Raw genomic sequence first — 20,825 nt, 5'->3', positions numbered from 1 at the left:
CCACCTAAAACATTTCTAATTATATAGAAAAACTGCTCATTAGCCAAGTACAAAAGCTGAATTTTTTATCATTCTTTTAAGATGACATTATTATATCCTAATATCTTTTTTAATGTATTGATAGAAGATTCATCGGCTTTGACCCTATACTCATCACTTAGATGTTTTGTTTGTTTCGTTTGTTCATAATACAGGATGACCGGGATTTTCCCTTGTTTCTCCAATAAGGCCGATTTCACCTGTTCTAATATAACTGGCGTTTGATGGTTCGAGCTAATTCGCAAATACAAGGTTGTTACATTTCCTCTTGTCTCAAGAATTGATTTGACTAATCCTATCTTTCCAACAATAAACTGGGCTCGTCCCCTTGATTCATCATAGTGACCTTCTACCATAACTAATTCCCCGTCAATGACTGCTTGATGTGAGCTTCCCCAAATTCGTGGAAAAATAACAAGCTCCCCACTGCCTGATTCATCTGTCAGTTGCGCAAAAGCCATAGATTCCCCTTTTTTGGTTTTAATCCTTCTTACTAGTGTCAGAAGTCCAGCCACCCGAATTGTTTCTTTACTTTTGGACGCATCTTGTAACGTAAGTCTCCCTAACTCCTGTAATTGGCTTTTATATTGTTCAATAGGGTGTCCTGATAAATAAAATCCTAATGATTCTTTCTCATAATCTAACTTTTCTTGAATAAGAAGCGGCTCCATTTCTTTGTATTCAGGCGTTTGAATATCAAGTGTAAACAGCCCTTCTGTTTCATCTTGAAACGAATTCACTTCTTCTGCAAACTTCCATGCGTCTTCAACTGAAAATAATAACGTTGCCCGTTCAGGGTGAAAATCATCCATTGCCCCAGCCTTGATTAAATTTTCGATTGCTTTTTTATTTACAATCTTTTGGTCGGTTTGAACAGCAAAATGAAAAAGGTCTTTAAACGGTTCCTTTTCTCTAGCTTGTACGATCCATTTGGCCGCTTGAAATCCTACATGAGCAACTGGAAGTAATCCAAAACGTATGCCTTCTCCTTCAATTGTAAACAATACGTGGCTCTTACATACAGAAGGAGGAAACACCTCATAGCCTGCTTCTTTGCACTCTCGAATGTGATGAGCTAATTTATCTGCATTATTCCACACACCTGATAGAAGAGCCGTATAAAAAGCTAAAGGATAATTCGCTTTTAAATAAGCCAACAAATAACTTATCATACTATAAGCAACGGCGTGGCTCCTATTAAATCCATAATCAGCAAAACGTTCAATCAATTCATATACTTCAGTTGCAACTTGCTCGGTGTAGCCCTTATCCATTGCTCCGTTAATAAATGCATCACGATGCTTATTAAGCTCGCCCTTCTTCTTCTTACTAATTGCCCTCCTAAGATTGTCCGCTTGTGCAAGTAAAAATCCTGCCATTTTTGAAGCCACTTCCATGATTTGTTCCTGATAGACGATAACGCCATACGTTCTTCTTAATATTGGTTCAAGGTCTGGGTGCGCATATAATACTTCTTTCGTTCCATGCTTTCCACTAATGTAAGAAGGAATGTACTCCATGGGACCTGGTCGGTACAACGCATTAACCGCCACAATGTCTTCAAATTCCGTTGGCTGTAATTGCTTGAGCACTTGCCTCATCCCGTCTGATTCGAGCTGAAAGATCCCTGTGGTTTCACCACTACCTAACAATTTGAAAGCTTTTTGGTCATCTAATGGGATTCTAGAAAAATCTACCTTCGAGCCATAATGATGCTCAATTAATCGAGCAATGTTTTCTAGTAATGTCAAGTTGCGCAATCCGAGGAAATCAAATTTAAGCAAGCCAACCTTTTCTACTACATCCATGGTTGCTTGCGTGAGTGAAATGGATGATTGCCCAGCTTGTAGTGCTATGACACCTGTTAAAGGTTCTGCACTTATCACCACTCCAGCTGCATGTGTAGATGCATGCCTAGGCAAACCTTCTAATTTTTTTGCGATTTCCCAAAGAGCGGCTAGCTCATTGGAATCACTTATTAGCGATTGAATACGTGTACTACTTTGTATGGCTTTTTCTAACGTAGTTCCAGGGACTGCTGGGATTTCCTTTGCTAGTTGACCGATTACATAACTATCAATTGCAAGTGCCTTGCCCACATCGCGAACGGCTGCCCTTGCCGCCAATGTCCCAAATGTAATAATTTGCGCTACGTGCTCATGACCATATTTACGTTGCACATATTCGATAACTTCATCGCGTCGGTGATCAGGAAAATCAATATCGATATCTGGCATCGAAACACGCTCATGATTTAAGAAACGTTCGAATAACAAGTCATACTGCAAAGGATCTACGTCTGTAATGTAAAGAACATAGGCAACAAGAGAACCTGCTGCAGACCCTCTTCCAGGTCCGGTTAATATCCCTTGTTCTTTCGCGTATTTCATAAAATCCCATACAATTAGAAAATAATCATTAAACCCCATTTGATTAATAACAGCTAATTCTTTGTTTAGCCTAGCATTCACTTCGTCTGTTAGATCTCCATACCGTCTTTTGCAGCCTTCCTCACACAATGACCGCAATACATCACTTGCCTTTGCATCTTCTAAAGGGAATTTAGGAAGTTTTCGTTGTCCTAGTTCGAGTTGAACGGAACACAACGAGGCAAAGTGACTTGTATTGGCTATAGATTGCGATTCCTTAGAAAACCGCTCACGCATTTCGCTTGGACTCTGTAAATAAAAGGACCGCTCCTCTTGTTTTAGAGGGTAATCCTCTGCTTTCACACCTTCTCTAATCGCACGAATTACTTGATAGGAAGCCGCATCTTGTCTTTCTAAAAAACGTGCCGGATGGGAAGCCAGAAGCTTCATTCCGCTTTTCTCTGAAAATCGTTTTACCTTTTCTTGTCTATCTTCGTTTTGTCCATCTAATGTCTGAAGTTCCAAAAACCAATCAGTACGCTTTGTGCCCCCCTTCCATGTCTCACACCACGTAAACGCCTTGTCAAATTGACCATTATTAATCTCTTCATCTAATGGACCTTTCTGAAAAGGAATGACAACTAAAACATCATGAAAGTACGGGACCACTTCTTGTTTTGTTAAGCTAGGTACTTTTGATTGTTGATGCCCAATTTTTGTTGCTAACCTAAGAAGGTTTGCATATCCTGATTCATTCTTGGCATAAACCCGAATAAGACCAAACTTTCCTTCTTTATACTCAATCGTTAACTCAAGTCCAAATATCGGTTTGACGTTATATTCTAAACAAGCTTGGTAAAAAGGCACAGCACCATACATAACATGATGATCACATAATGCGAGCGTATTGTAACCAAGCTCTCTCGCCTTTTTAACCAGTTCCTCTATTCGATTCGTTGATGATAGAAGACTGTATTCACTGTACACATGCGTCTGAACAATCTCCATTCAACTCTCCTCACCTTTCATCCTTTGTATTTCTAGTATAGTACAAATTTAGTGTCAATGAATATGAGAGGGCCTTACGACTTTTTAATTCCTAGTCATAATTTTCACTTTTTCTACTTATAAATGATATGGATAAGCTCTTTTATCTGATCTGAAATAATGAAAGTGGGTGGAACCACATGCTAAGTCGCGAACTTCTCGCAACGTTAATTATTGATTTCTTTGTCGCATTCGGCGTTATCATCGGTGGGGCCATCATTGGTGGTATTGGTGCATTTTTAATAGGGAAACCACCGTTATCAGTGATGCATGATTTAGCCGGAAGCTTAAAGATTTGGGCCATCGTTGCCGCAATCGGTGGAACATTTGACGCAATTACTAGTATAGAGCGCGGCCTCTTTTACGGAACTCATGACGATATTTTTAAAACAGCGTTTATGATCTTTGCTGCTTTATGCGGGGCGCAGTCTGGAACAGTGTTGATTCAGTGGATTGTCGGGGAGTCATTATCACCATGAGGATTCCTCCTTTTTATGAACGTCCGACTGTAAAGCGTTTTTTTGCCGGGGTAATCATAGGAGTAATAATTGGTTGGTTCTTTTTTATCTATCAATATGGACAAGTGTATGAAGGATTAGTATTTCGAATATCTGAACAGCAAGCGATCATTAACGAGCTTCAAGACGATATTGATTTATTACGCAGTGAACAAAGCAGGCTGAACGAAGAGAATCAAAAAAAACTAACTGTCCAAGAAATAGATATACAATTTAGTAACGACCGCAAGCTTCGGCTTAATCAATTAACATTATTAGATTTAAAGCAGCAGGCCTTAACTGAATTGCAATATATTAAACGAAAAGATATCGAAACGGTATCAAATATGAATGACCTTATGATTAGCAACCTCGAAAATAAAGTTTTCCGTGCTGGAGATAAACGGTATCAATTGGAAGTTGAACATGTACATCTTTATACAACTGTTCGAATTATCGTTAAAATTATTCCTTCCAACAGTTAATTATCATATTTTTTTGAACGTTGCGCCATACTCCAGTCTATTCTTCTAATCTACTGTATAATAAGTATAGAATCTCATTACGATATGGGAGGGATATTAATGGACATTACCGGAAAAGAAATGGTGATCAATCGGAAGGAAATGGCCTTAAAAAAAGTCGAAAAGATAAAAAGTGGCTTTTCTGCATTTGCCGAATCAAAAGAAGTGATCGAGCTCATCCGAAACGAGCTCAAGAAACAAACAATTGATGTACACGAAGACATAACTGAGGTAGGATCTTGGTTTACACCTATCAATAAAATATAGAGTTTTTGCTAGAAAGGAAGAACGATTGTAGTAAGGAAAGAGCATCAGGTTTTAGAGGGCACTGAGAAAGGTTGGTTTTTACCTTTTCAGTGTCCTCCAAGCAATGAGCAGAGCCGTTGCAATATATTAAAAAGCCTTCTATGAGTGGTTTTCTCATAGAAGGCGCGCAACGTGCGGAGCCATTGCTACTTAATCAAGGCACTGAGAAAGGTTGGTTTTTACCTTTTCAGTGCCCTCGGTTTTAGCCTGATGCTCTTTTGGCTTCTGTAAGTTATTGTTGGCTTTCATGAATCAGATGGCCTCTCTGCTGATCCTTGGAACCTCATTCTCTCTAGTTTTTTACTTACACATATCAACTAACTTTTTCACAATTTCTTCTGTTTCCTCCCACGAGTATGCCGTTGCTCCTGCAGCCATAGGGTGTCCTCCACCGTTATGTTCAGCTGCAATCTTATTTATCACGGGGCCTTTCGAACGAAGCCTTACTCGAATCTTGCCCTCGTCTTCAACAAAGAACACCCACACTTTCAGTCCTTCTACATCAGAGAACGTATTAACAAGCTGTGATGATTCTGTAGACGTAACATTAAATTTCTCTAGGTCCTCTTTTGTTAATCGCATCACCCCAACTTCATTTTCGATGATTGAAAAATGTTGAAGTACATACCCTTGTAGTCTCGTAATTTTCAAATCTTTTTTATGTAGATTCGAGTAAAAGGCATTTTGATCAAACGTTTGTTTAACTAAAAGACTTGCTCTTTGTAGCGTTTCTGGAGTCGTATTTGTATACCTGAAACGACCTGTATCACCTACAATCCCAGCATATAACAATAATGCAGAAGATGAATTTAGCTTATACCCAGCTGTTTTTCCTTGTTCCACAAATTCAACAATCATCTCACTCGTCGAGCTATATGTTGTATCAACCCAATGTAGGTCTCCATATGGTTCTTCATTTGGGTGATGATCGATTTTAATGAGGAACACGCCTTGATCATAACGTTTATCATCTATTCTAGCTATGTTAGCTGTATCACATACAATAACAAGCGCTTGATTATATTCATGATCTGAAACAAAATCCATCTTGCCTAAAAAAGCTAGACTCTGCTCCTCTTCTCCTACCACGAGGACTTTCTTGTTTGGATAGCGTTCTTTAATCACTTCAGCTAATCCCAGCTGTGATCCTAATGCATCAGGATCAGGTCGTTCATGTCGGTGGATAATGATCGTCTCGTATTGATTAATAGTTTCTTGAATCTCTTTTATCATGATTTCTTCCTCCTTAAAGTACTTGTTCACTGTTCCTCCACTGGCAAATTCGCTCTTCTCGATATACAATGGCTACTAGAGGTTATACTTATAACATACGATCGATAAGTTTTTTTAACCAACTAGATTTTAGGGAGGTTCATTTGTTGGATAAACTGTTAACAATTATTATCATTATTTCAGCTGTCTTTTTCTTATATAATAAGATTAGAATGTGGCGCTCAAAAGAATCTTTATTAAAACGAATTTATCAAACTAAATCTTCTTTGTCATTAGGATTTTTCCTAACGGCGTTTGGTGCAAATCTACTCATCTATAATAGAAGCGTAGTTGACCTTGTAGTAGGTGCGATGTTTGCCATTCTTGGTGTTGCAAACATCGTTTATGGATACCGTGCTTCTCGTCATTACGTCGCACAATTAGAGGATTAATCAAAAACAGGAAGGGCTTGCATCCAGGATATGATGTATGTTGTATATCCAACATACATGCCATACGGAGCAGACCCTTCCATTGTTTAGTTCGTTAGTCAATCACTTGAGCCATCATCATTGCCTTTCCAACGATAGCTGATTCGTGATATAGCTCAACATCAATCTTTCCATGCTTTCGTCCAACTTCAAGAATCTTAGGTTTGATTGTAATCACACTATCAATTTGCACTGGTCTTAGAAAATACAATGTAATGTTTTCGACAACCAAATCCCCTTTTTTAAACTTCCGCATGACACGACTGCCTATTTCCGTTACGAGTGTTGTAATAACTCCATTAGAAATTGTCCCTAGCTGATTGGTCATTTGTGGCGTTACTTCACATTCAAAGGTTAATTCCTCTGAAGTTGAAATATCCTGTACTCGGCTTGTAACTATATCCTCAATCGTTTCACCGATATGCGGCTGCTTCTGAGCCATTTGCAGTGCTTTTAAGACATCCTGCCTGCTGATTACACCTAGTAACTTTCTTTTAGTATCAATAACAGGAAGTAATTCAATTCCTTCCCAAACCATGACATGCGCCACTGCTGCAATAGACGTCCGTTCATTTACGGTAATAGGGTTCTTTGTCATCACCTTTTCAATTGACGTCTGTTTTGAAGCGCCGAGTACATCTTTTGCTGCAACCATCCCTTGAATTTTCAAATTTCCATCGATAACAGGATATCTGCTGTGGCCTGTTTTGTTATTTAAATCATGCCATTTCTCAACCGTGTTTTGCGTGGTCATATAGAATGTATCTTGAAAAGGGATCAAAATATCGTCTACTAAAACAATTTCTTTTTTTATGAGTTGGTCATAAATCGCACGGTTAATCATTGACCCAACCGAAAAAGTATCATAGCTCGTTGAAATAATAGGCAGTTCAAGCTCATCTGCTAACTCAATCACTTCGTCACTTGTTCCAAACCCACCTGTAATCAGAACGGCAGCCCCAGCTTCTAAGCCAACCTTATGGACTTGATCACGATTTCCAACAATTAAGAGGTTTCCTGGATCTACATACCTCATCATCGCTTCCAGTTTCATTGCCCCAATGACAAAACGATTTAACGTCTTATGAAGCCCGTTTCGACCACCTAATACTTGTCCATCTACAATGTTGACGACTTCTGCATATGTAAGCTTTTCAATATTTTCTTTTTTCTTATTTTCAATTCGAACGGTACCAACCCGTTCAATCGTACTAACTAACCCTTGATTCTCAGCTTCTTTAATTGCTCGGTAAGCTGTTCCTTCACTAACTGTAAGAGCTTTCGCGATCGAACGTACGGAGATTTTCTCTCCTACTGTAAGATTCGTAATATATTCAATGATTTGCTCATGCTTTGTAGCCATGATAGCCACCACACTTTCACTCAGCTGTTGTACTGATACACGTATTCTGTACTAATGCCATTATACGTCTGAAAGTTCGGACTATCAAGGCTCTCTTATTAGCCACGCAGTTTTTCACGTGATGGGCTTTCATATCGAATAGGTACAGCCACGCGTCTTCTACGTCTTTTTTGGTATAACAGGTGGAGACCATTTCCACTAATCACAAACATCGCAAACACGAGCCATGACCAAGCAAACACCCTGTCCATTCCAGAGCCATCAAACGGTAAGTATTCTAATCCATACACAACCATTGCTACGGCAAGTAAAAAGGACAAAAACAACCGTTGTTTCAAAGACATCACCCCACTACATGTTTGTACATTCTATGCACCAAACAACAGAAAAGACCAAGAGCCTATTGAAAAAAGGTGCACTTCCCTTTTTTCAATAGGCTCGAAGCAATGAGCGGAGCCGCTGTTTTCTTTTAAGCCATTTGAGCGGGCTTCTCAAATGGCGCACGGCGTGTGGAGCCATTGCTCACTTGTTCGCTCTCTCAAAATATGAAAAAAGAGTGTTCTTCCCTTTTTTCAATAGGCTCGAAGCAATTAATGAAAAAAGAGTGAAGCATATACTTCACCCTTCCCTGAAACTATGTTTCTAACTCACAACTCAACCGACTCTCCAACGGCTAAGGCAAGACCTTTTTTTCCTGATAAGTTCTCAGCAAACTCAACTGGGTCTTGTTCAATAACAGGGAACGTATTGTAATGGATTGGTACGACGCGCTTAGCTTGAAGCCATTCTGAAGCAACTGAGGCGTCCTCTGGCCCCATTGTAAAGTTATCACCAATTGGTAAAAATGCTATATCAATTGAATTTCGTTCACCAATTAATTTTAAATCACTAAATAAAGCCGTGTCTCCTGCGTGAAAGATTGTCTTCCCTTCAGCTGTAAATATAATCCCTGCAGGCATTCCTGTATACACAATTTTTTGTTCTTCTTCAACGGTATATGATGACCCATGAAATGCCTGTGTTAGCTTCACTGTACCAAATTCAAACTGATGAGATCCGCCAATATGCATTGGGTGGGTTTTGACACCTTGCCATCCTAAATATGTAGCAAGCTCAAAAGGAGCAATAACAAGGGCATCGTTTTTCTTTGCAAGCTCAACAGTATCCCCAACATGGTCATTATGTCCATGTGTTAATAGGATAACATCAACTTTGAGCTCTTTTGCATCTAAATCTGTAAGCTGATTTCCTGTAATAAATGGATCAATAATAATTCTCTTATTTTTCGTTTCAATTTGTACAACAGAATGTCCATGATAACTAACCTTCACTAAATATCGACTCCTTTTAAATAATCTTTTTCCCTATCAATTTATTTAACCAACAACTACTAGATTTCCTGCAACTATTTATGATTCTTTTCTTTCTCCACTTTGAAAGAGCGTTTGCTTTTTCACTCCTGTTGTCTCTGTCACATACGAAGCTTCTAATACCGCTGTTGAATCAATTGAGAGAACGATATCTTTTAATTTCGGATACATAAACCGATTTGTTATGCAATAAATAATTAATCTTTCGTCTCCTGTGTAGCCACCTTGTCCATACAAATATGTGATGGATACATCGAGTTCTTCCAATAGTTTGTTGCCTATAACATGAGGTTTCTCTGAAATAATCATCACCGATTTGCCCTGGTTTAAACCATCCAAAACAAAATCAATCATTTTAGAAACGATATAAAAAACAGCAATACTAAACATCGCTTGCTCCAATGTAAATACAAAGGCAGCTGCTGTAAGGATAATCGCGTTAATAGCTAATAAAAACGTACTAATTGAAATATGAAAACGTCTATTAACCCAAATCGCAACCATTTCCGTTCCGTCAACTGCTCCTCCAGCTTTTACGACAAGTCCTATTCCTAAACCAAGCATCAAACCTCCATATAAGACAATTAATACTTCTGAAGATGTAATGGCTTGCATCGGAGCCAACCACCATAACGCCGCCGTTGTCACGGCATTAGCATATAAAGTCCGTATCACAAATTTCCTCCCCATAAACCGTCCAGAAATAAGAAGAGTAGGGACATTCAAAGCTAGGTATACAGCCCAGATAGGCCATCCCAATTGAGAATTTGCCATGATCGCTATTGCCGTTACACCACCATCAACAAGGCCATTCGGTGCTAGAATTAGTTCCAAACCGGCTGCAACGATGATCGAACCAATCGTTAAAGTAAGGTAATTAAAAAATGTTTTCATTTGTTTCCCCTCTTCTCCTTATCTATCTTATTTTAACATATGATGTTAAATTAAGAATAATCATACAAGCTTTGAAAGGAGTTATCATGATAGAAAATCGATTACAAACTTTGCAAACATGGTTAAAAGGCGAAAGTGGAGCGTATGCTTTTATTCAAGGAAAAGCCAATTTATTTTATCTTACTGGGTTTCGATGCGAGCCTCATGAACGGCTAGTTTCTTTGCTTGTCTTTCAAAATGAAGAACCTATCCTCATTTGTCCAAACATGGAGAAGGACCTTGTACGACAATCTGGGTGGAAATATCATATTATTGGTTATAGTGACCATGAAAATCCATGGGAGCTCATTTCAAAATATGTAGCTTCATTAAAAATAGATGGTTCCAACATTGCCATTGAAAAAAGTCTGCTCTCTGTAGCTAGAGCGGAACAATTAAGAGAGCTTTCAAGAGGAACAGACTTCATCTGTTGTGAAACGAAAATAATGAATCTACGCCTAATTAAGAGTGATGAAGAAATTGCTATTTTACGAGAGGCTGCAAAGCTGGCAGACTATGGTATTGAAGTTGGCGTGCACGCTCTTTCGACTGAACGGACGGAAATGGACGTACTGGCAATGATTGAGTTTGAGTTAAAGCGAAAAGGAATTGCTGAAATGTCATTTGGAACTCTTGTACTTAGCGGTGAGCGGTCTGCTAATCCTCATGGCAAACCAAGTATGAAACGCCTACAGGAAGGTGAGTTTGTTTTATTTGATTTAGGAGTTGTGTTAGAAGGCTATTGTTCTGATATAACAAGAACCATTGCCTTTGGTCAAATAACGGAAGAGCAGCAAAACATCTACAATACCGTATTGCATGCACAAACAGAGACATTAAAGCTATGTCAAGCCGGCACCGTTTTGGGCGATTTAGACCGCAAAGCGAGGTCCATTATTACAGATGCTGGCTATGGCTCTTATTTTCCTCATCGAATTGGTCATGGATTAGGGACAGAAGTCCACGAGCTCCCTTCACTTAACGAAACTAATAAAGATCAGCTACAAGTCGGAATGACTTTTACCATTGAGCCTGGAATCTACGTTCCAAAAACAGGTGGCGTTAGAATTGAAGATGATGTGTTGATTACGGCAGATGGCTATGAATGCTTAACAGAATTCCCAAAAGAACTACAAGTCATTAAGTAATGGCTTCTAGGGCACTGAGAAAAACAGTGCCCTAAACTTTTCATTTTTTATTCAGGTTTGTTGTCTTTCTTCCACTCATATGGTACTTTCGACCAATTATATACCATCATAATCAAGACCATTACCACGCAAATACTAATATTCAGTAACCAGTTAACTTCCCTATGAGAATCGATTTTATGTTTATCTAATTGAACGTTAGCCATCGTTTCTCCCACCTCTTTTTATCGTTCTATTACTTTCGAAAACGTCATTCAACATTCCTGCTTGAGTGACTGAAGATCACTTTTAGAACCTAAATGAATACCTTAGAAATAAAAAAACTGCACCCAAATGTTAGATCACAACGGAATGCAGCTTTCTCTTTTTTTAATTAAACGAATCCACCGAACGGCCTTTTATTAAATAGCAAATGCGTGGTTTCCTATTACCTTTACAACTTCACGCGTAAAAATCCAATCGCTTGTTGCTGTCTCAGGGTTATAGAAGAAAACAACGTCGCCTTCAATTCCTTGATAGGCTAACGCTTCTTCCACAGCATCATACGCATCCTGATCAGCTGGTTCATTAATGGAGTTATTTAGCACAGGTTCAAATGCATTCGTTTCATAAATAACTTCCTCAATTGTATCAGGAAACTCTTCATGTTCCACACGATTGAGCACGACCTCTGCCACTGCCACTTTACCAACATATGGCTCTCCTTTTGCTTCGGCGTGAACGAGTTGAGCAAGTAAATCTTTTTCTTCATCAGAGATTGTTAGCTCATCATCTCGGTTTTCTTTTAAGGTCATAAATAGATTAGGCTCGTCCTCAAAACATGCGTTTTTTATCTTCTCTTCAAATTGGTTAAAACCATATTTCACGCACAACAATTCCAAAACGTCACCTAGTTGACTAGACACATTTGCTTTGGCTTTTACTTTATTTGCAGTATAGGAACCGATTACTACGATTACTGTCATGAGAAAGACAAATATAATTTTCATTGTTTACCCTCCTGTTTTTGTAATGATACAGGCTCATTTAAAAAGACTAACAGTTTTTCGTAAGAATCTCATTAGTAGATGATTGGTAGGCTTACCAATTTGTTTAGAGGTTTAGCAAATTTCTTGGAATCTTCGGCTTTATAAAAAAAAAATAGACCAAATCAACACGATTTTGGTCTTAAAAATATTATATTTTTATGATCTTCCTTCTCTAAACGCCGTTACTCTATGACTTCATGATTTCTCTTTAAAATTGCTACGCTTCCCAAACCCATGTGAACAACTTACTATCTTGATTCATATAGCGTATATCTAGGCGCTCAATGTCCGGATGAAATGAGTTTTTTAGGCGTTTTACTAAATCGTCTACATCAGCATGTTCATCCAGCTTTAATTCTTGGACGATCTCTTCCACTTTCTCTTTTGCCTCTGCACCCTTTACTACCCGCTCTCCTTGCTCATATTCATAATGATTCGGACTATCATATTCCCATTCATAATTAACACCATTTTCAACAACTGTTACCCTAAGAGAAAATGCTGTCATCAGCTCTGTCCCAGCCGCCTGAACCGGCAAACATAAACCCAAAATAACTACCATAACAAAAGACACAACATACCATTTCATCATAAACATCACCTCATCATTAAAGTGTGTTAAATAATGGAATGTTATACAAGAGGCCCATCAAAAAAAGACGATCTTCCTTTTTTGATGGGCCTCTTGGCAATGTGCGGAGCCGCTGCCTGCTTTTTTAAGCCTAAAGGAGCTATCTTCTCCTTTAGGCGCGCAGCGTGGGGAGCCATTGCCACTCTTCCCTGATCCTTCTTCAAAAAAAGACGCTCTTCCTTTTTTTGATGGGCCTCTATCACCGATACCGATGAATCACATCGACTCCTCCAGTTACTTCAAGAACCGTACCCGTGACCATGTCTGCATTTTCATCACAAAGGAACAAAATGGACCTTGCGATATCTTCCCCTGTTCCAGATCGACCAATCGGGGTGTCACCATCTGGCTGCTGCCTAGCCTCTTGAATCGTGGCTTCTTTCATATTTCCTAAAATGTTCCCAGGGCAGACCATATTCGCTGTAATACCATATTCAGCTTCTTCAATTGACACGGTCTTCATTAGCGAAACTAGACCGACTTTAGCTGCCGCGTAAGCTGATCGATATATCCAACCAGGTGCACTATTGGCTCCTTGGAAACCGTATGTAACAATTCGTCCAAATTTTTGATTTCGCATAATAGGGACAACGTTCCGTAATAAATGGTAGACAGCACTTAAGTTGCCTTCAATCATTTCGTACCATTCTGACTCTTCGTAATCAACGAGTTTCTTCCGTTCGAACACATAAGGACCTGCATTGTTAATCAAGATGTCAATTCTTTTAAAGCGTTCCATTGCTAGACCTACTGCCCGATGAATATCTTCCTTTTTTGTTACATCAGCTTGAACAAATTGCAGGTGATCAGTATACTTCTCCCATTTCTCTTCCAAAAATTTCACAACTTCTTTATCACTTCGAAATGTTACAGTAACAGAATATCCTTTAGCAAGTAGAGATTCTGTCACTTGTACCCCTAATCCCTTCGTTCCAGCCGTAATGAAGGCATGACGCATGTCTACTCCTCCTCACCCATATGGTTCTACATGTAAATGATACTATGTTTTAGACAGATAGTAAAAAAAGAGACTGTTCCATAGCTACTATAGATAAACCTGTTATAAGGTTTATCTATAGACTATGAATACAGTCTCTTTTAATGATGATATGGATAGCAGTTAATACTTTGTTTTATCGTATTGGTGCTCCATCTCGTCTTGATGACGCTGTTCATGCGTCCCTTGACTATAAGAATCCATTAATTGCTGATGCACGGACATTTCTCCTTCTGCATCGTAAACGTGGTTCGTTAATTTATGTTCTTTCATGTTGATGTACCCCCTTCTAAGTATTCAATCGCCTACTTAGTATGGGGCAGACCAACTAGTTTTATGTGTTCACATAAGCAAACCTTCTCTTAAATATTTAAGCATTTTTCAGCCTTCTTAAGGGCTACTTTCACTTGATCAAATCCAGTTCCTCCTGCACTATTTCGACGAGCAACAACTGTTTTTGGATGTAGAACATCAAAGATATCTTCATTAAATAAATTGCTGGCTTCTTTGTAGTCTGAGAAAGGTAGATCTAGCAAGAACACACCTTTTTGTATCGCAACAAGTACTAGTTTTCCTACTACTTCATGCGCTTCTCTAAAAGGCATCCCCTTTGTTGCTAAATAATCAGCAAGCTCTGTTGCATTTGAGAAGTCTTGATGAACAGCTTTTTCCATTGTATCTGTATTAACTGTCATCGTTTCAATCATGCCAGCAAAGATATTAAGTGAACCTTTGACTGTTTCAACTGTGTCAAACATCCCTTCCTTATCTTCTTGCATATCTTTGTTATAAGCTAACGGTAATCCTTTTAATGTTGTTAATAATGAGAAAAGATTTCCATAGACCCGTCCTGTTTTTCCACGGATTAACTCAGCCATATCTGGGTTCTTCTTCTGCGGCATAATGCTGCTGCCTGTTGCAAACGAATCATCCATCTCAATAAACTGAAATTCCTGTGTTGACCAAAGAATTAACTCCTCACAAAGACGAGACAAATGCATCATTAGAACAGAAGAGGCACTTAAAAACTCAACAATAAAGTCTCGATCACTCACCGCATCAAGACTATTATGATAAATATCATCGAAACCTAATAGCTCGGCAGAATACGCTCGGTCAATCGGAAACGTTGTACCAGCTAATGCACCTGCTCCAAGTGGTGAGATGTTCAACCGTTTCATACTGTCTTCATAACGGCCATAATCGCGCTCTAGCATCCAAAAATAAGCTAGAAGATGATGAGCAAAAGAAACAGGTTGAGCACGTTGAAGATGTGTGTAACCAGGTATTAATGTTTCAACATGATTCGTTGCTTGATTATACAACGCTTCTTGTAACTTCTTTACTGCTCCCATGATTTCTTTCGTGTTGTTTCGTAAATAAAGATGCATATCCGTTGCAACTTGATCATTCCTACTGCGCCCTGTATGCAGCTTTCCACCAACTGGACCGATTTCATCAATAAGCATCTTTTCAAGATTTAAATGAATGTCCTCTTCAGAAACAGAAAACTCTAGTTCTCCGTTCTTAGCTTTTTCACGTAATGTGTTAAGTCCTGCTTTAATCTGTTCTACTTCTTCCGCTGGAAGAATGCCACATTTGCCAAGCATTGTGACATGTGCAAGACTTCCTTCAATATCTTCATCAACTAGTGCTTGATCGAAGCCGATCGATGCACCAAATGCATCGACCCACTCTTCAGCTGTTTTTGTAAAACGTCCACCCCAAAGTTTAGCCACTACTGAGTGACCTCCTTCTTCTCTTTGTTCACCATGCTATTTACTTTTGTTGATAAACCCCATAATGAAATGAAACCAACTGCTGCACTGTGATCAAACTCATCATTCGTTGAATACGTAGCAAGTTTTTCATTGTATAAAGAATTCGGTGATTTACGTCCTTCCACGATCGCATGCCCTTTAAATAATTTAACACGAACAACACCTGTTACAGTTTTTTGCGTTTCTTCTAAAAATGCTTGCAATGCTTTTGTGATTGGTGAGAACCAAAGACCATCGTAGATCACTTCAGATAACTTCTTAGAAATAACTGGTTTAAAGTGTGCAACTTCTTTCGTTAACGTTATATCTTCAAGCTCTTTGTGCGCTTTAATTAACGTCATCGCTCCTGGGCACTCATACACTTCACGAGACTTAATTCCAACAAGACGGTTCTCCACATGGTCAATACGTCCAACACCATGCTTACCAGCTACTTGATTTAACTCAAGAATTAATTGATCTAATTGATATGATTTTCCATTTAATGTAACAGGTACTCCTTGCTCAAAACCAATTTCAACAATTTCAGCTTGATCTGGTGTATTTTCAATAGCATTTGTTAACTCATACGCACCTTCTGGTGGAGTAGCCCATGGGTCTTCTAAAATTCCACACTCATTTGCACGTCCCCATAAGTTTTGGTCAACTGAGTAAGGATTATCCAAATCAATCGGAATTGGAATGTTATTTTCTTTTGCATAAGCTATTTCCTCGTCACGTGACCAACCCCACTCACGAACAGGAGCAAGGACTTTTAAATTAGGATTTAACGCTTGAATAGAAACTTCAAAACGAACTTGGTCATTACCTTTTCCTGTACAACCGTGTGCAACAGCAGAAGCACCTGTTTTCTCAGCAATTTCTACAAGCTTTTTAGAAATAAGCGGGCGAGAAAGAGCCGATACTAGTGGGTATTTTTCTTCATACATTGTATGAGCTTGTAATGTTGGTAAAACAAAATCCTCAGCAAATTCTTTTTTTGCATCAATTGAATAAGACTCAATGGCACCTACATTTAAAGCTTTTTGTTTAACAAAGTCTAAATCTTTTCCTTCACCTACATCTAATCCAACTGCAATAACGTCATAACCTTTATCTGCTAACCATTTGATTGCAACTGATGTATCTAACCCGCCTGAATATGCTAAAACTACTTTCTCTTTGCTCATTTCTCAAAACCTCCAATGAATATTAATACTTCAAATATTATTTTTATACATCCTTATTCAAAAAAATGAGTGCTATACTTGCTTGCACTTCTTTGCATAAAACCAAACACAATTCTTATTAATATTCATAACTTTAACAGGGGTGATTGGTTTTGGCAAGTATATTTTTTGCTTTTTTTTTTGTTTTTGTTTCCATTTTTCGTCTTCCTCTTTTAAAATTGACATTGAGGTGATTACATGAGTGAAATATTCAATTATGATTCACGACTTCGTCTGTCCTTGCCTGTTATCCAAGAATCTTGGACTGAACTAGATAGAGACAGTCAAGAGAAGGTTTTAGCAAGGTGGGAAACGATCAGAGGAACCATTCCTGACCGGGTTAAAGAAATTGAACGACAAATAGAGTTGGTCCACAACCAATTAACTTCAGAAGAAGATTTTGAGCGTTCTTGTGAATTAAACTTGGAGATGGCTGAACTCGCTTCAATGATTAATGACTTATGGATTTGGTTCCGCACCACACCAACGCTTACACCAACAGCTGCCTAGTAACATCATAGTAAAACCACCACAGATGTTGCCTGTATTCCCTAAAAAATTCAATAAACAAGAAAAAAAGAGGGGAATGTGCAATATTTTAAATAGCCTTCTATGTATGGGCTTCTCATAGAAGGCGCGCATCGAGTGGAGCCATTGCTACCTTGGGCACTTAAAAGGACGGTTTGCCTTTTTCATTCCCCTCTAAAAAAGCTGTCTGAAACATCTCATCTCAGACAGCTCTTTTTTTACATTTCTTCTATTAATCGACGCTTTTGGTAAAAATGTTGTCCAACATCAATGACTTGTTGGGAGAAGCGATAGTTCATGCCGGCACCTACTACTATTCCAACTAAAGGAACACCTTGAATAAGTTTCTTTTTAAGCATAGTAATAACAAAGCTTTTCACAAGTTGTTTTGTTAGTTGTTCAAAAATGGCGTCTTTCAAAATGACATCATCTCCACTATAAAAGACATGATCCCGGTCTTGTTCTTCCACTTCAGTAATTAACTTGTCCCATTCCGTTGCTTGGTAGGAGTTTGGAATTGTTGCAACATAAAATAGCTTTAACATATTCATTAACTCGACAGGACGTCTCACATCATATCCATAAACTAAAGCAAGGTGCTGCAGAGAGCGTAGCTGGATAACTGCTAAAGCGGGTAAATCTGAAAGCAAGAGAAAGGCCCCTCCCATTCCAGTTAACCCGCCTTGACCTAAAGCAAGCAATCTTTGCTTTGCCATTAACTGATCTGCTAAATAGTCTAATTGCTCTAGCGGGAGACTTTGTAAGTCATCTATCGTTGAAATTGTAGGATCGAACGTACGTGCATGAGAGATGACTCTTCGTTTCGTTTCTTCATAGGACCTAGAATGGTGTAGCCAAGCTTGCAAATGCAATAAGCATGTATCCATGGCTGTAAGCCACTTTTTTTTAGTCTTCTCACCTAACTGATCAAAAACTTGCTCTGTCCACCTAGTATACGTTGTTTTAAGATCTGTCGTTTCATATGAAAAGAATGTTTCTTCCCATTCGTTTATTTCGTGTAGTCGCATTTGTAATTGGTTTGTTTTTCTCATTGTTTTATCCCTCTTTATTACTATGATCATACATATTCGTATACAATTTTCTTTTTAACATTGGGGAATACACCCATTGTTCATTTGCTCTCTCTTGTACCATTTCAAAAGCTTGTAATGTCGCATTCATTTGTTTAATATGCTGAAAAAAGATTGCTTCCGCAGTTTTCGGAGAGGCCGTACTTCCAAATCCTTGACTTACATCCCCGTATTGACTGGCTATACAATGCTTTAAAGCTAATAATTCGTCATTTCCCCTTGGGATTCCTGCTTCTTTTGCTGCATCTTGCACGAGTTCGAGACTTAGTGCTATATGTCCTAAAAACTCTCCTGCCGATGAATACTCTGGTGCAACCGCCTCTGTAAAAACCTCTGTTTTTCCTAGATCATGAATGAGACACGTTGCGATAACAATGCTTTTATTAATTTTTGGATATAGGGGTAAAAGCTGAAGGGCAGATTGTGTGACATGAACGATATGATCAAGCAATCCAGCATAATACGTATGATGATAGTTTTTAGAGGCTGGAATAGTTGTTAATTTTTCTCTCAACGCTTTACGGCTATATAACTGTTTAATGACCTGACGCATTGTCTCCGATTCAACTTCTTCCATCATTAACCTGAGCTCATGCCAAAGAGCCTCTCTCTGAACTCCCTTTTTAGAAATTAATTCTGAAACATTAACTTGGTCTGCTTCTGTAGCAAGACGAATTCTTTGAATCGCCAAATGTAATTTTTCACGATAATTAACAACGGTACCCTCTACTTTTACGATCGTTTTTCTTTGCAGTAGATCTATTTGATCTGCAGTAATGTCCCATAGTCTTGCAGGAATGACCTCTAAGTTTCTCTCTAGCTTAAAGTTCGCATAATCACTACCATTTGATGCTTGTTTTATTTCTCTCTCTTTGATAAGAAAAAAAGTTGTAATTGTTTCTCCTTCTTGCAACTGTAACAATTGCAATCCCCCCTATCGCTCATTCTCCATTCTATGCGCCATAGTAAGATTTCAGTCTAATGATAGCGTTGATACGTCATAAAAGCAAAAACAAATGGATAAAGAAAAACCCTCCTAAGAATCGGAGGGTTTGAGGATACTCGTTTTATTACTTTGATAAACGAACTGTATCTCGTGCAATCATTACTTCTTCATTTGTTGGAATAATAATTACTTTTACTGGAGAATGAGGGTAGTTAATAAAGGCTTCTTTCCCACGAACTTTGTTTAAAGCTGGATCCCAATAAACACCCATGAACTCTAAACCTTTTAATACACGCTCACGAATGACATCACTATTTTCTCCAATACCTGCCGTGAAAATAATTGCATCTACACCGCTCATACGAGCCGCATAAGAGCCAATATATTTGTGAATACGTGAAGTAAATACTTCAAGAGCTAATTCAGCACGTTCGTTACCACTCTTCGCTTCTCCTTCAATGTCACGAAGATCACTTGAGAAACCAGAAACACCTAGTAGTCCACTACGTTTATTTAACGTATCTAAGACACCGTTAGCGTCTTGGCCTGTTTTTTCCATAATATATGGAATTAACGCAGGATCAATATTCCCTGAACGTGTTCCCATTGTTACACCTGCAAGTGGAGTAAACCCCATTGACGTATCAATTGATTTACCTCCTTCTATGGCTGCGATACTTGCTCCATTTCCTAAGTGACATGACAGCAAGCGTAGTTGCTCAATAGGGCGACCTAGTAGTTCTGCTGCACGCTCTGATACATATTTGTGTGATGTACCATGGAACCCATATTTGCGAATTCCATATTTCTCATAATATTCATACGGCAAACTATACAAGAAAGAAGATTCAGGCATCGACTGATGAAATGCTGTATCAAATACAGCTACAGCTGGTACATTTGGTAATACTTCTTTAAACGCTTTAATTCCAACTACGTTAGCAGGGTTATGTAAAGGGGCTAGCTCAGACACTTCCTCAATTCCTGCCAACACTTCATCCGTTATTAAAATAGAATCATTAAACTTCTCTCCACCATGTACAACACGGTGACCAATTCCATCAATTTCATCAAGAGATTGAATAATTCCAAGGCCTGTTAGCTTATTTAGTAACGTTTTTACAGCAACAGCGTGATTAGGGATATCCAATGTTTCTGTATTCTTCTCTCCATTTACTTCAATGGTAAATACACCATCTTCTAAACCAATACGTTCTACTAAACCTTTTGTAACAACTGTTTCTTCAGGCATATTTAAAAGTTGAAATTTCAATGAAGAACTACCTGCATTAATTGCAATAATTTTTGCCATTCGC

Annotated in this window: 22 protein-coding genes; 6 read left to right on the top strand and 16 right to left on the bottom strand. The window is 38.5% G+C overall.

Annotated features, from left to right (window positions below; translation table 11 throughout):
- Nucleotides 1-68 precede the first annotated feature (68 nt).
- Nucleotides 69-3,416: a DNA polymerase III subunit alpha gene (dnaE, locus tag AC1FXP_RS08925; protein ID WP_480060481.1), complete on the bottom strand. Its 3,348-nt coding sequence runs from the start codon at nucleotides 3,414-3,416 to the stop codon at nucleotides 69-71.
- A gap of 179 nt (nucleotides 3,417-3,595) precedes the next feature.
- Between dnaE and ytrH the strand changes: the two genes are divergently transcribed.
- The 3 genes from ytrH to AC1FXP_RS08910 all read left to right on the top strand — a co-directional run bounded on the left by ytrH (nucleotide 3,596) and on the right by AC1FXP_RS08910 (nucleotide 4,743).
- Entirely contained in the window at nucleotides 3,596-3,934 is a 339-nt protein-coding gene (gene ytrH, locus AC1FXP_RS08920) for a sporulation membrane protein YtrH (RefSeq protein WP_480060479.1), read from the top strand.
- Nucleotides 3,931-4,437: a sporulation membrane protein YtrI gene (gene ytrI / locus AC1FXP_RS08915; RefSeq protein ID WP_480060477.1), complete on the top strand. Its 507-nt coding sequence runs from the start codon at nucleotides 3,931-3,933 to the stop codon at nucleotides 4,435-4,437. The genes ytrH and ytrI overlap by 4 nt, the downstream gene beginning before the upstream one ends.
- Before the next feature lie 99 nt (nucleotides 4,438-4,536).
- Nucleotides 4,537-4,743 (top strand): YtzJ family protein, encoded by a 207-nt coding sequence (locus AC1FXP_RS08910; RefSeq protein WP_480060475.1) that lies wholly within the window; start codon nucleotides 4,537-4,539, stop codon nucleotides 4,741-4,743.
- A gap of 339 nt (nucleotides 4,744-5,082) precedes the next feature.
- Here the strand turns inward: AC1FXP_RS08910 and AC1FXP_RS08905 are convergent, their stop codons facing one another.
- A complete protein-coding gene (locus AC1FXP_RS08905; protein ID WP_480060473.1) occupies nucleotides 5,083-6,015 on the bottom strand; it encodes a DHH family phosphoesterase in 933 nt (310 codons plus the stop codon).
- 146 nt (nucleotides 6,016-6,161) lie between these two features.
- Between AC1FXP_RS08905 and AC1FXP_RS08900 the strand changes: the two genes are divergently transcribed.
- The gene (locus tag AC1FXP_RS08900; protein WP_480060471.1) at nucleotides 6,162-6,446 is read left to right on the top strand and encodes a YtpI family protein; all 285 of its coding nucleotides are present in this window, start codon (nucleotides 6,162-6,164) and stop codon (nucleotides 6,444-6,446) included.
- Nucleotides 6,447-6,540: 94 nt separating this feature from the next.
- Here the strand turns inward: AC1FXP_RS08900 and AC1FXP_RS08895 are convergent, their stop codons facing one another.
- From AC1FXP_RS08895 to AC1FXP_RS08880, 4 genes are all read right to left on the bottom strand, one after another.
- Nucleotides 6,541-7,848, bottom strand: a complete 1,308-nt coding sequence (locus AC1FXP_RS08895) for a DRTGG domain-containing protein (protein WP_480060469.1) — start codon at nucleotides 7,846-7,848, stop codon at nucleotides 6,541-6,543.
- A gap of 98 nt (nucleotides 7,849-7,946) precedes the next feature.
- Nucleotides 7,947-8,186: a hypothetical protein gene (locus tag AC1FXP_RS08890; protein ID WP_480060467.1), complete on the bottom strand. Its 240-nt coding sequence runs from the start codon at nucleotides 8,184-8,186 to the stop codon at nucleotides 7,947-7,949.
- Between the two features lie 309 nt (nucleotides 8,187-8,495).
- On the bottom strand, nucleotides 8,496-9,179 hold the full coding sequence (locus tag AC1FXP_RS08885; protein WP_480060465.1) for a metal-dependent hydrolase: 684 nt from the start codon (nucleotides 9,177-9,179) through the stop codon (nucleotides 8,496-8,498).
- A gap of 78 nt (nucleotides 9,180-9,257) precedes the next feature.
- Nucleotides 9,258-10,112, bottom strand: coding sequence for a YitT family protein (locus AC1FXP_RS08880; RefSeq protein ID WP_480060463.1), 855 nt, complete (start codon nucleotides 10,110-10,112; stop codon nucleotides 9,258-9,260).
- 89 nt (nucleotides 10,113-10,201) lie between these two features.
- Between AC1FXP_RS08880 and AC1FXP_RS08875 the strand changes: the two genes are divergently transcribed.
- A complete protein-coding gene (locus tag AC1FXP_RS08875) occupies nucleotides 10,202-11,299 on the top strand; it encodes a M24 family metallopeptidase (RefSeq protein ID WP_480060970.1) in 1,098 nt (365 codons plus the stop codon).
- A gap of 47 nt (nucleotides 11,300-11,346) precedes the next feature.
- Here the strand turns inward: AC1FXP_RS08875 and AC1FXP_RS08870 are convergent, their stop codons facing one another.
- The 7 genes from AC1FXP_RS08870 to AC1FXP_RS08840 all read right to left on the bottom strand — a co-directional run bounded on the left by AC1FXP_RS08870 (nucleotide 11,347) and on the right by AC1FXP_RS08840 (nucleotide 16,905).
- Nucleotides 11,347-11,505, bottom strand: coding sequence for a hypothetical protein (locus tag AC1FXP_RS08870; protein WP_480060461.1), 159 nt, complete (start codon nucleotides 11,503-11,505; stop codon nucleotides 11,347-11,349).
- A gap of 195 nt (nucleotides 11,506-11,700) precedes the next feature.
- On the bottom strand, nucleotides 11,701-12,288 hold the full coding sequence (locus tag AC1FXP_RS08865; RefSeq protein ID WP_480060459.1) for a cell wall hydrolase: 588 nt from the start codon (nucleotides 12,286-12,288) through the stop codon (nucleotides 11,701-11,703).
- A 256-nt stretch (nucleotides 12,289-12,544) separates the two neighbouring features.
- Nucleotides 12,545-12,919 carry a hypothetical protein gene (locus tag AC1FXP_RS08860; RefSeq protein ID WP_480060457.1) on the bottom strand — a complete coding sequence of 125 codons (375 nt, stop codon included), beginning with the start codon at nucleotides 12,917-12,919 and terminating at the stop codon, nucleotides 12,545-12,547.
- Nucleotides 12,920-13,157: 238 nt separating this feature from the next.
- Nucleotides 13,158-13,916 carry an SDR family oxidoreductase gene (locus AC1FXP_RS08855; protein WP_480060455.1) on the bottom strand — a complete coding sequence of 253 codons (759 nt, stop codon included), beginning with the start codon at nucleotides 13,914-13,916 and terminating at the stop codon, nucleotides 13,158-13,160.
- Between the two features lie 162 nt (nucleotides 13,917-14,078).
- Nucleotides 14,079-14,228: a hypothetical protein gene (locus AC1FXP_RS08850; protein ID WP_480060454.1), complete on the bottom strand. Its 150-nt coding sequence runs from the start codon at nucleotides 14,226-14,228 to the stop codon at nucleotides 14,079-14,081.
- Nucleotides 14,229-14,317: 89 nt separating this feature from the next.
- Complete coding sequence (gene argH, locus AC1FXP_RS08845) at nucleotides 14,318-15,694, bottom strand: argininosuccinate lyase (RefSeq protein WP_480060452.1); 1,377 nt, start codon at nucleotides 15,692-15,694, stop codon at nucleotides 14,318-14,320.
- On the bottom strand, nucleotides 15,694-16,905 hold the full coding sequence (locus AC1FXP_RS08840; RefSeq protein WP_480060450.1) for an argininosuccinate synthase: 1,212 nt from the start codon (nucleotides 16,903-16,905) through the stop codon (nucleotides 15,694-15,696). Before AC1FXP_RS08840 ends, argH begins: the two co-directional genes overlap by 1 nt.
- A 237-nt stretch (nucleotides 16,906-17,142) precedes the next feature.
- Here AC1FXP_RS08840 and AC1FXP_RS08835 point away from each other — a divergent pair, with 237 nt between their 5' ends.
- Entirely contained in the window at nucleotides 17,143-17,454 is a 312-nt protein-coding gene (locus AC1FXP_RS08835; protein WP_480060448.1) for a hypothetical protein, read from the top strand.
- 236 nt (nucleotides 17,455-17,690) lie between these two features.
- On the opposite strand, the gene AC1FXP_RS08830 is transcribed toward AC1FXP_RS08835, so the two are convergent.
- The 3 genes from AC1FXP_RS08830 to AC1FXP_RS08820 form a co-directional block, all read right to left on the bottom strand.
- Nucleotides 17,691-18,524, bottom strand: coding sequence for an EcsC family protein (locus tag AC1FXP_RS08830; protein WP_480060446.1), 834 nt, complete (start codon nucleotides 18,522-18,524; stop codon nucleotides 17,691-17,693).
- 4 nt (nucleotides 18,525-18,528) lie between these two features.
- Complete coding sequence (locus AC1FXP_RS08825) at nucleotides 18,529-19,485, bottom strand: HD domain-containing protein (protein WP_480060444.1); 957 nt, start codon at nucleotides 19,483-19,485, stop codon at nucleotides 18,529-18,531.
- Nucleotides 19,486-19,633: 148 nt separating this feature from the next.
- Complete coding sequence (locus AC1FXP_RS08820; RefSeq protein WP_480060442.1) at nucleotides 19,634-20,821, bottom strand: acetate kinase; 1,188 nt, start codon at nucleotides 20,819-20,821, stop codon at nucleotides 19,634-19,636.
- Nucleotides 20,822-20,825 lie beyond the last annotated feature (4 nt).

The organism is Halalkalibacter sp. HAAS-P013, assembly GCF_056619925.1.
The sequence above is the reverse complement of the archived record's forward strand: the minus strand, read 5'-3'. Positions and strand labels throughout refer to the sequence as shown.

Bases quoted from the DNA above. Each gene is read 5' to 3' on its own strand.
- dnaE (WP_480060481.1), bottom strand. From the start codon at position 3,416: ATGGAGATTGTTCAGACGCATGTGTACAGTGAATACAGTCTTCTATCA.
- ytrH (WP_480060479.1), top strand. From the start codon at position 3,596: ATGCTAAGTCGCGAACTTCTCGCAACGTTAATTATTGATTTCTTTGTC.
- ytrI (WP_480060477.1), top strand. From the start codon at position 3,931: ATGAGGATTCCTCCTTTTTATGAACGTCCGACTGTAAAGCGTTTTTTT.
- AC1FXP_RS08910 (WP_480060475.1), top strand. From the start codon at position 4,537: ATGGACATTACCGGAAAAGAAATGGTGATCAATCGGAAGGAAATGGCC.
- AC1FXP_RS08905 (WP_480060473.1), bottom strand. From the start codon at position 6,015: ATGATAAAAGAGATTCAAGAAACTATTAATCAATACGAGACGATCATT.
- AC1FXP_RS08895 (WP_480060469.1), bottom strand. From the start codon at position 7,848: ATGGCTACAAAGCATGAGCAAATCATTGAATATATTACGAATCTTACA.
- AC1FXP_RS08880 (WP_480060463.1), bottom strand. From the start codon at position 10,112: ATGAAAACATTTTTTAATTACCTTACTTTAACGATTGGTTCGATCATC.
- AC1FXP_RS08870 (WP_480060461.1), bottom strand. From the start codon at position 11,505: ATGGCTAACGTTCAATTAGATAAACATAAAATCGATTCTCATAGGGAA.
- AC1FXP_RS08865 (WP_480060459.1), bottom strand. From the start codon at position 12,288: ATGAAAATTATATTTGTCTTTCTCATGACAGTAATCGTAGTAATCGGT.
- AC1FXP_RS08860 (WP_480060457.1), bottom strand. From the start codon at position 12,919: ATGATGAAATGGTATGTTGTGTCTTTTGTTATGGTAGTTATTTTGGGT.
- AC1FXP_RS08855 (WP_480060455.1), bottom strand. From the start codon at position 13,916: ATGCGTCATGCCTTCATTACGGCTGGAACGAAGGGATTAGGGGTACAA.
- AC1FXP_RS08850 (WP_480060454.1), bottom strand. From the start codon at position 14,228: ATGAAAGAACATAAATTAACGAACCACGTTTACGATGCAGAAGGAGAA.
- AC1FXP_RS08840 (WP_480060450.1), bottom strand. From the start codon at position 16,905: ATGAGCAAAGAGAAAGTAGTTTTAGCATATTCAGGCGGGTTAGATACA.
- AC1FXP_RS08835 (WP_480060448.1), top strand. From the start codon at position 17,143: ATGAGTGAAATATTCAATTATGATTCACGACTTCGTCTGTCCTTGCCT.
- AC1FXP_RS08830 (WP_480060446.1), bottom strand. From the start codon at position 18,524: ATGAGAAAAACAAACCAATTACAAATGCGACTACACGAAATAAACGAA.
- AC1FXP_RS08820 (WP_480060442.1), bottom strand. From the start codon at position 20,821: ATGGCAAAAATTATTGCAATTAATGCAGGTAGTTCTTCATTGAAATTT.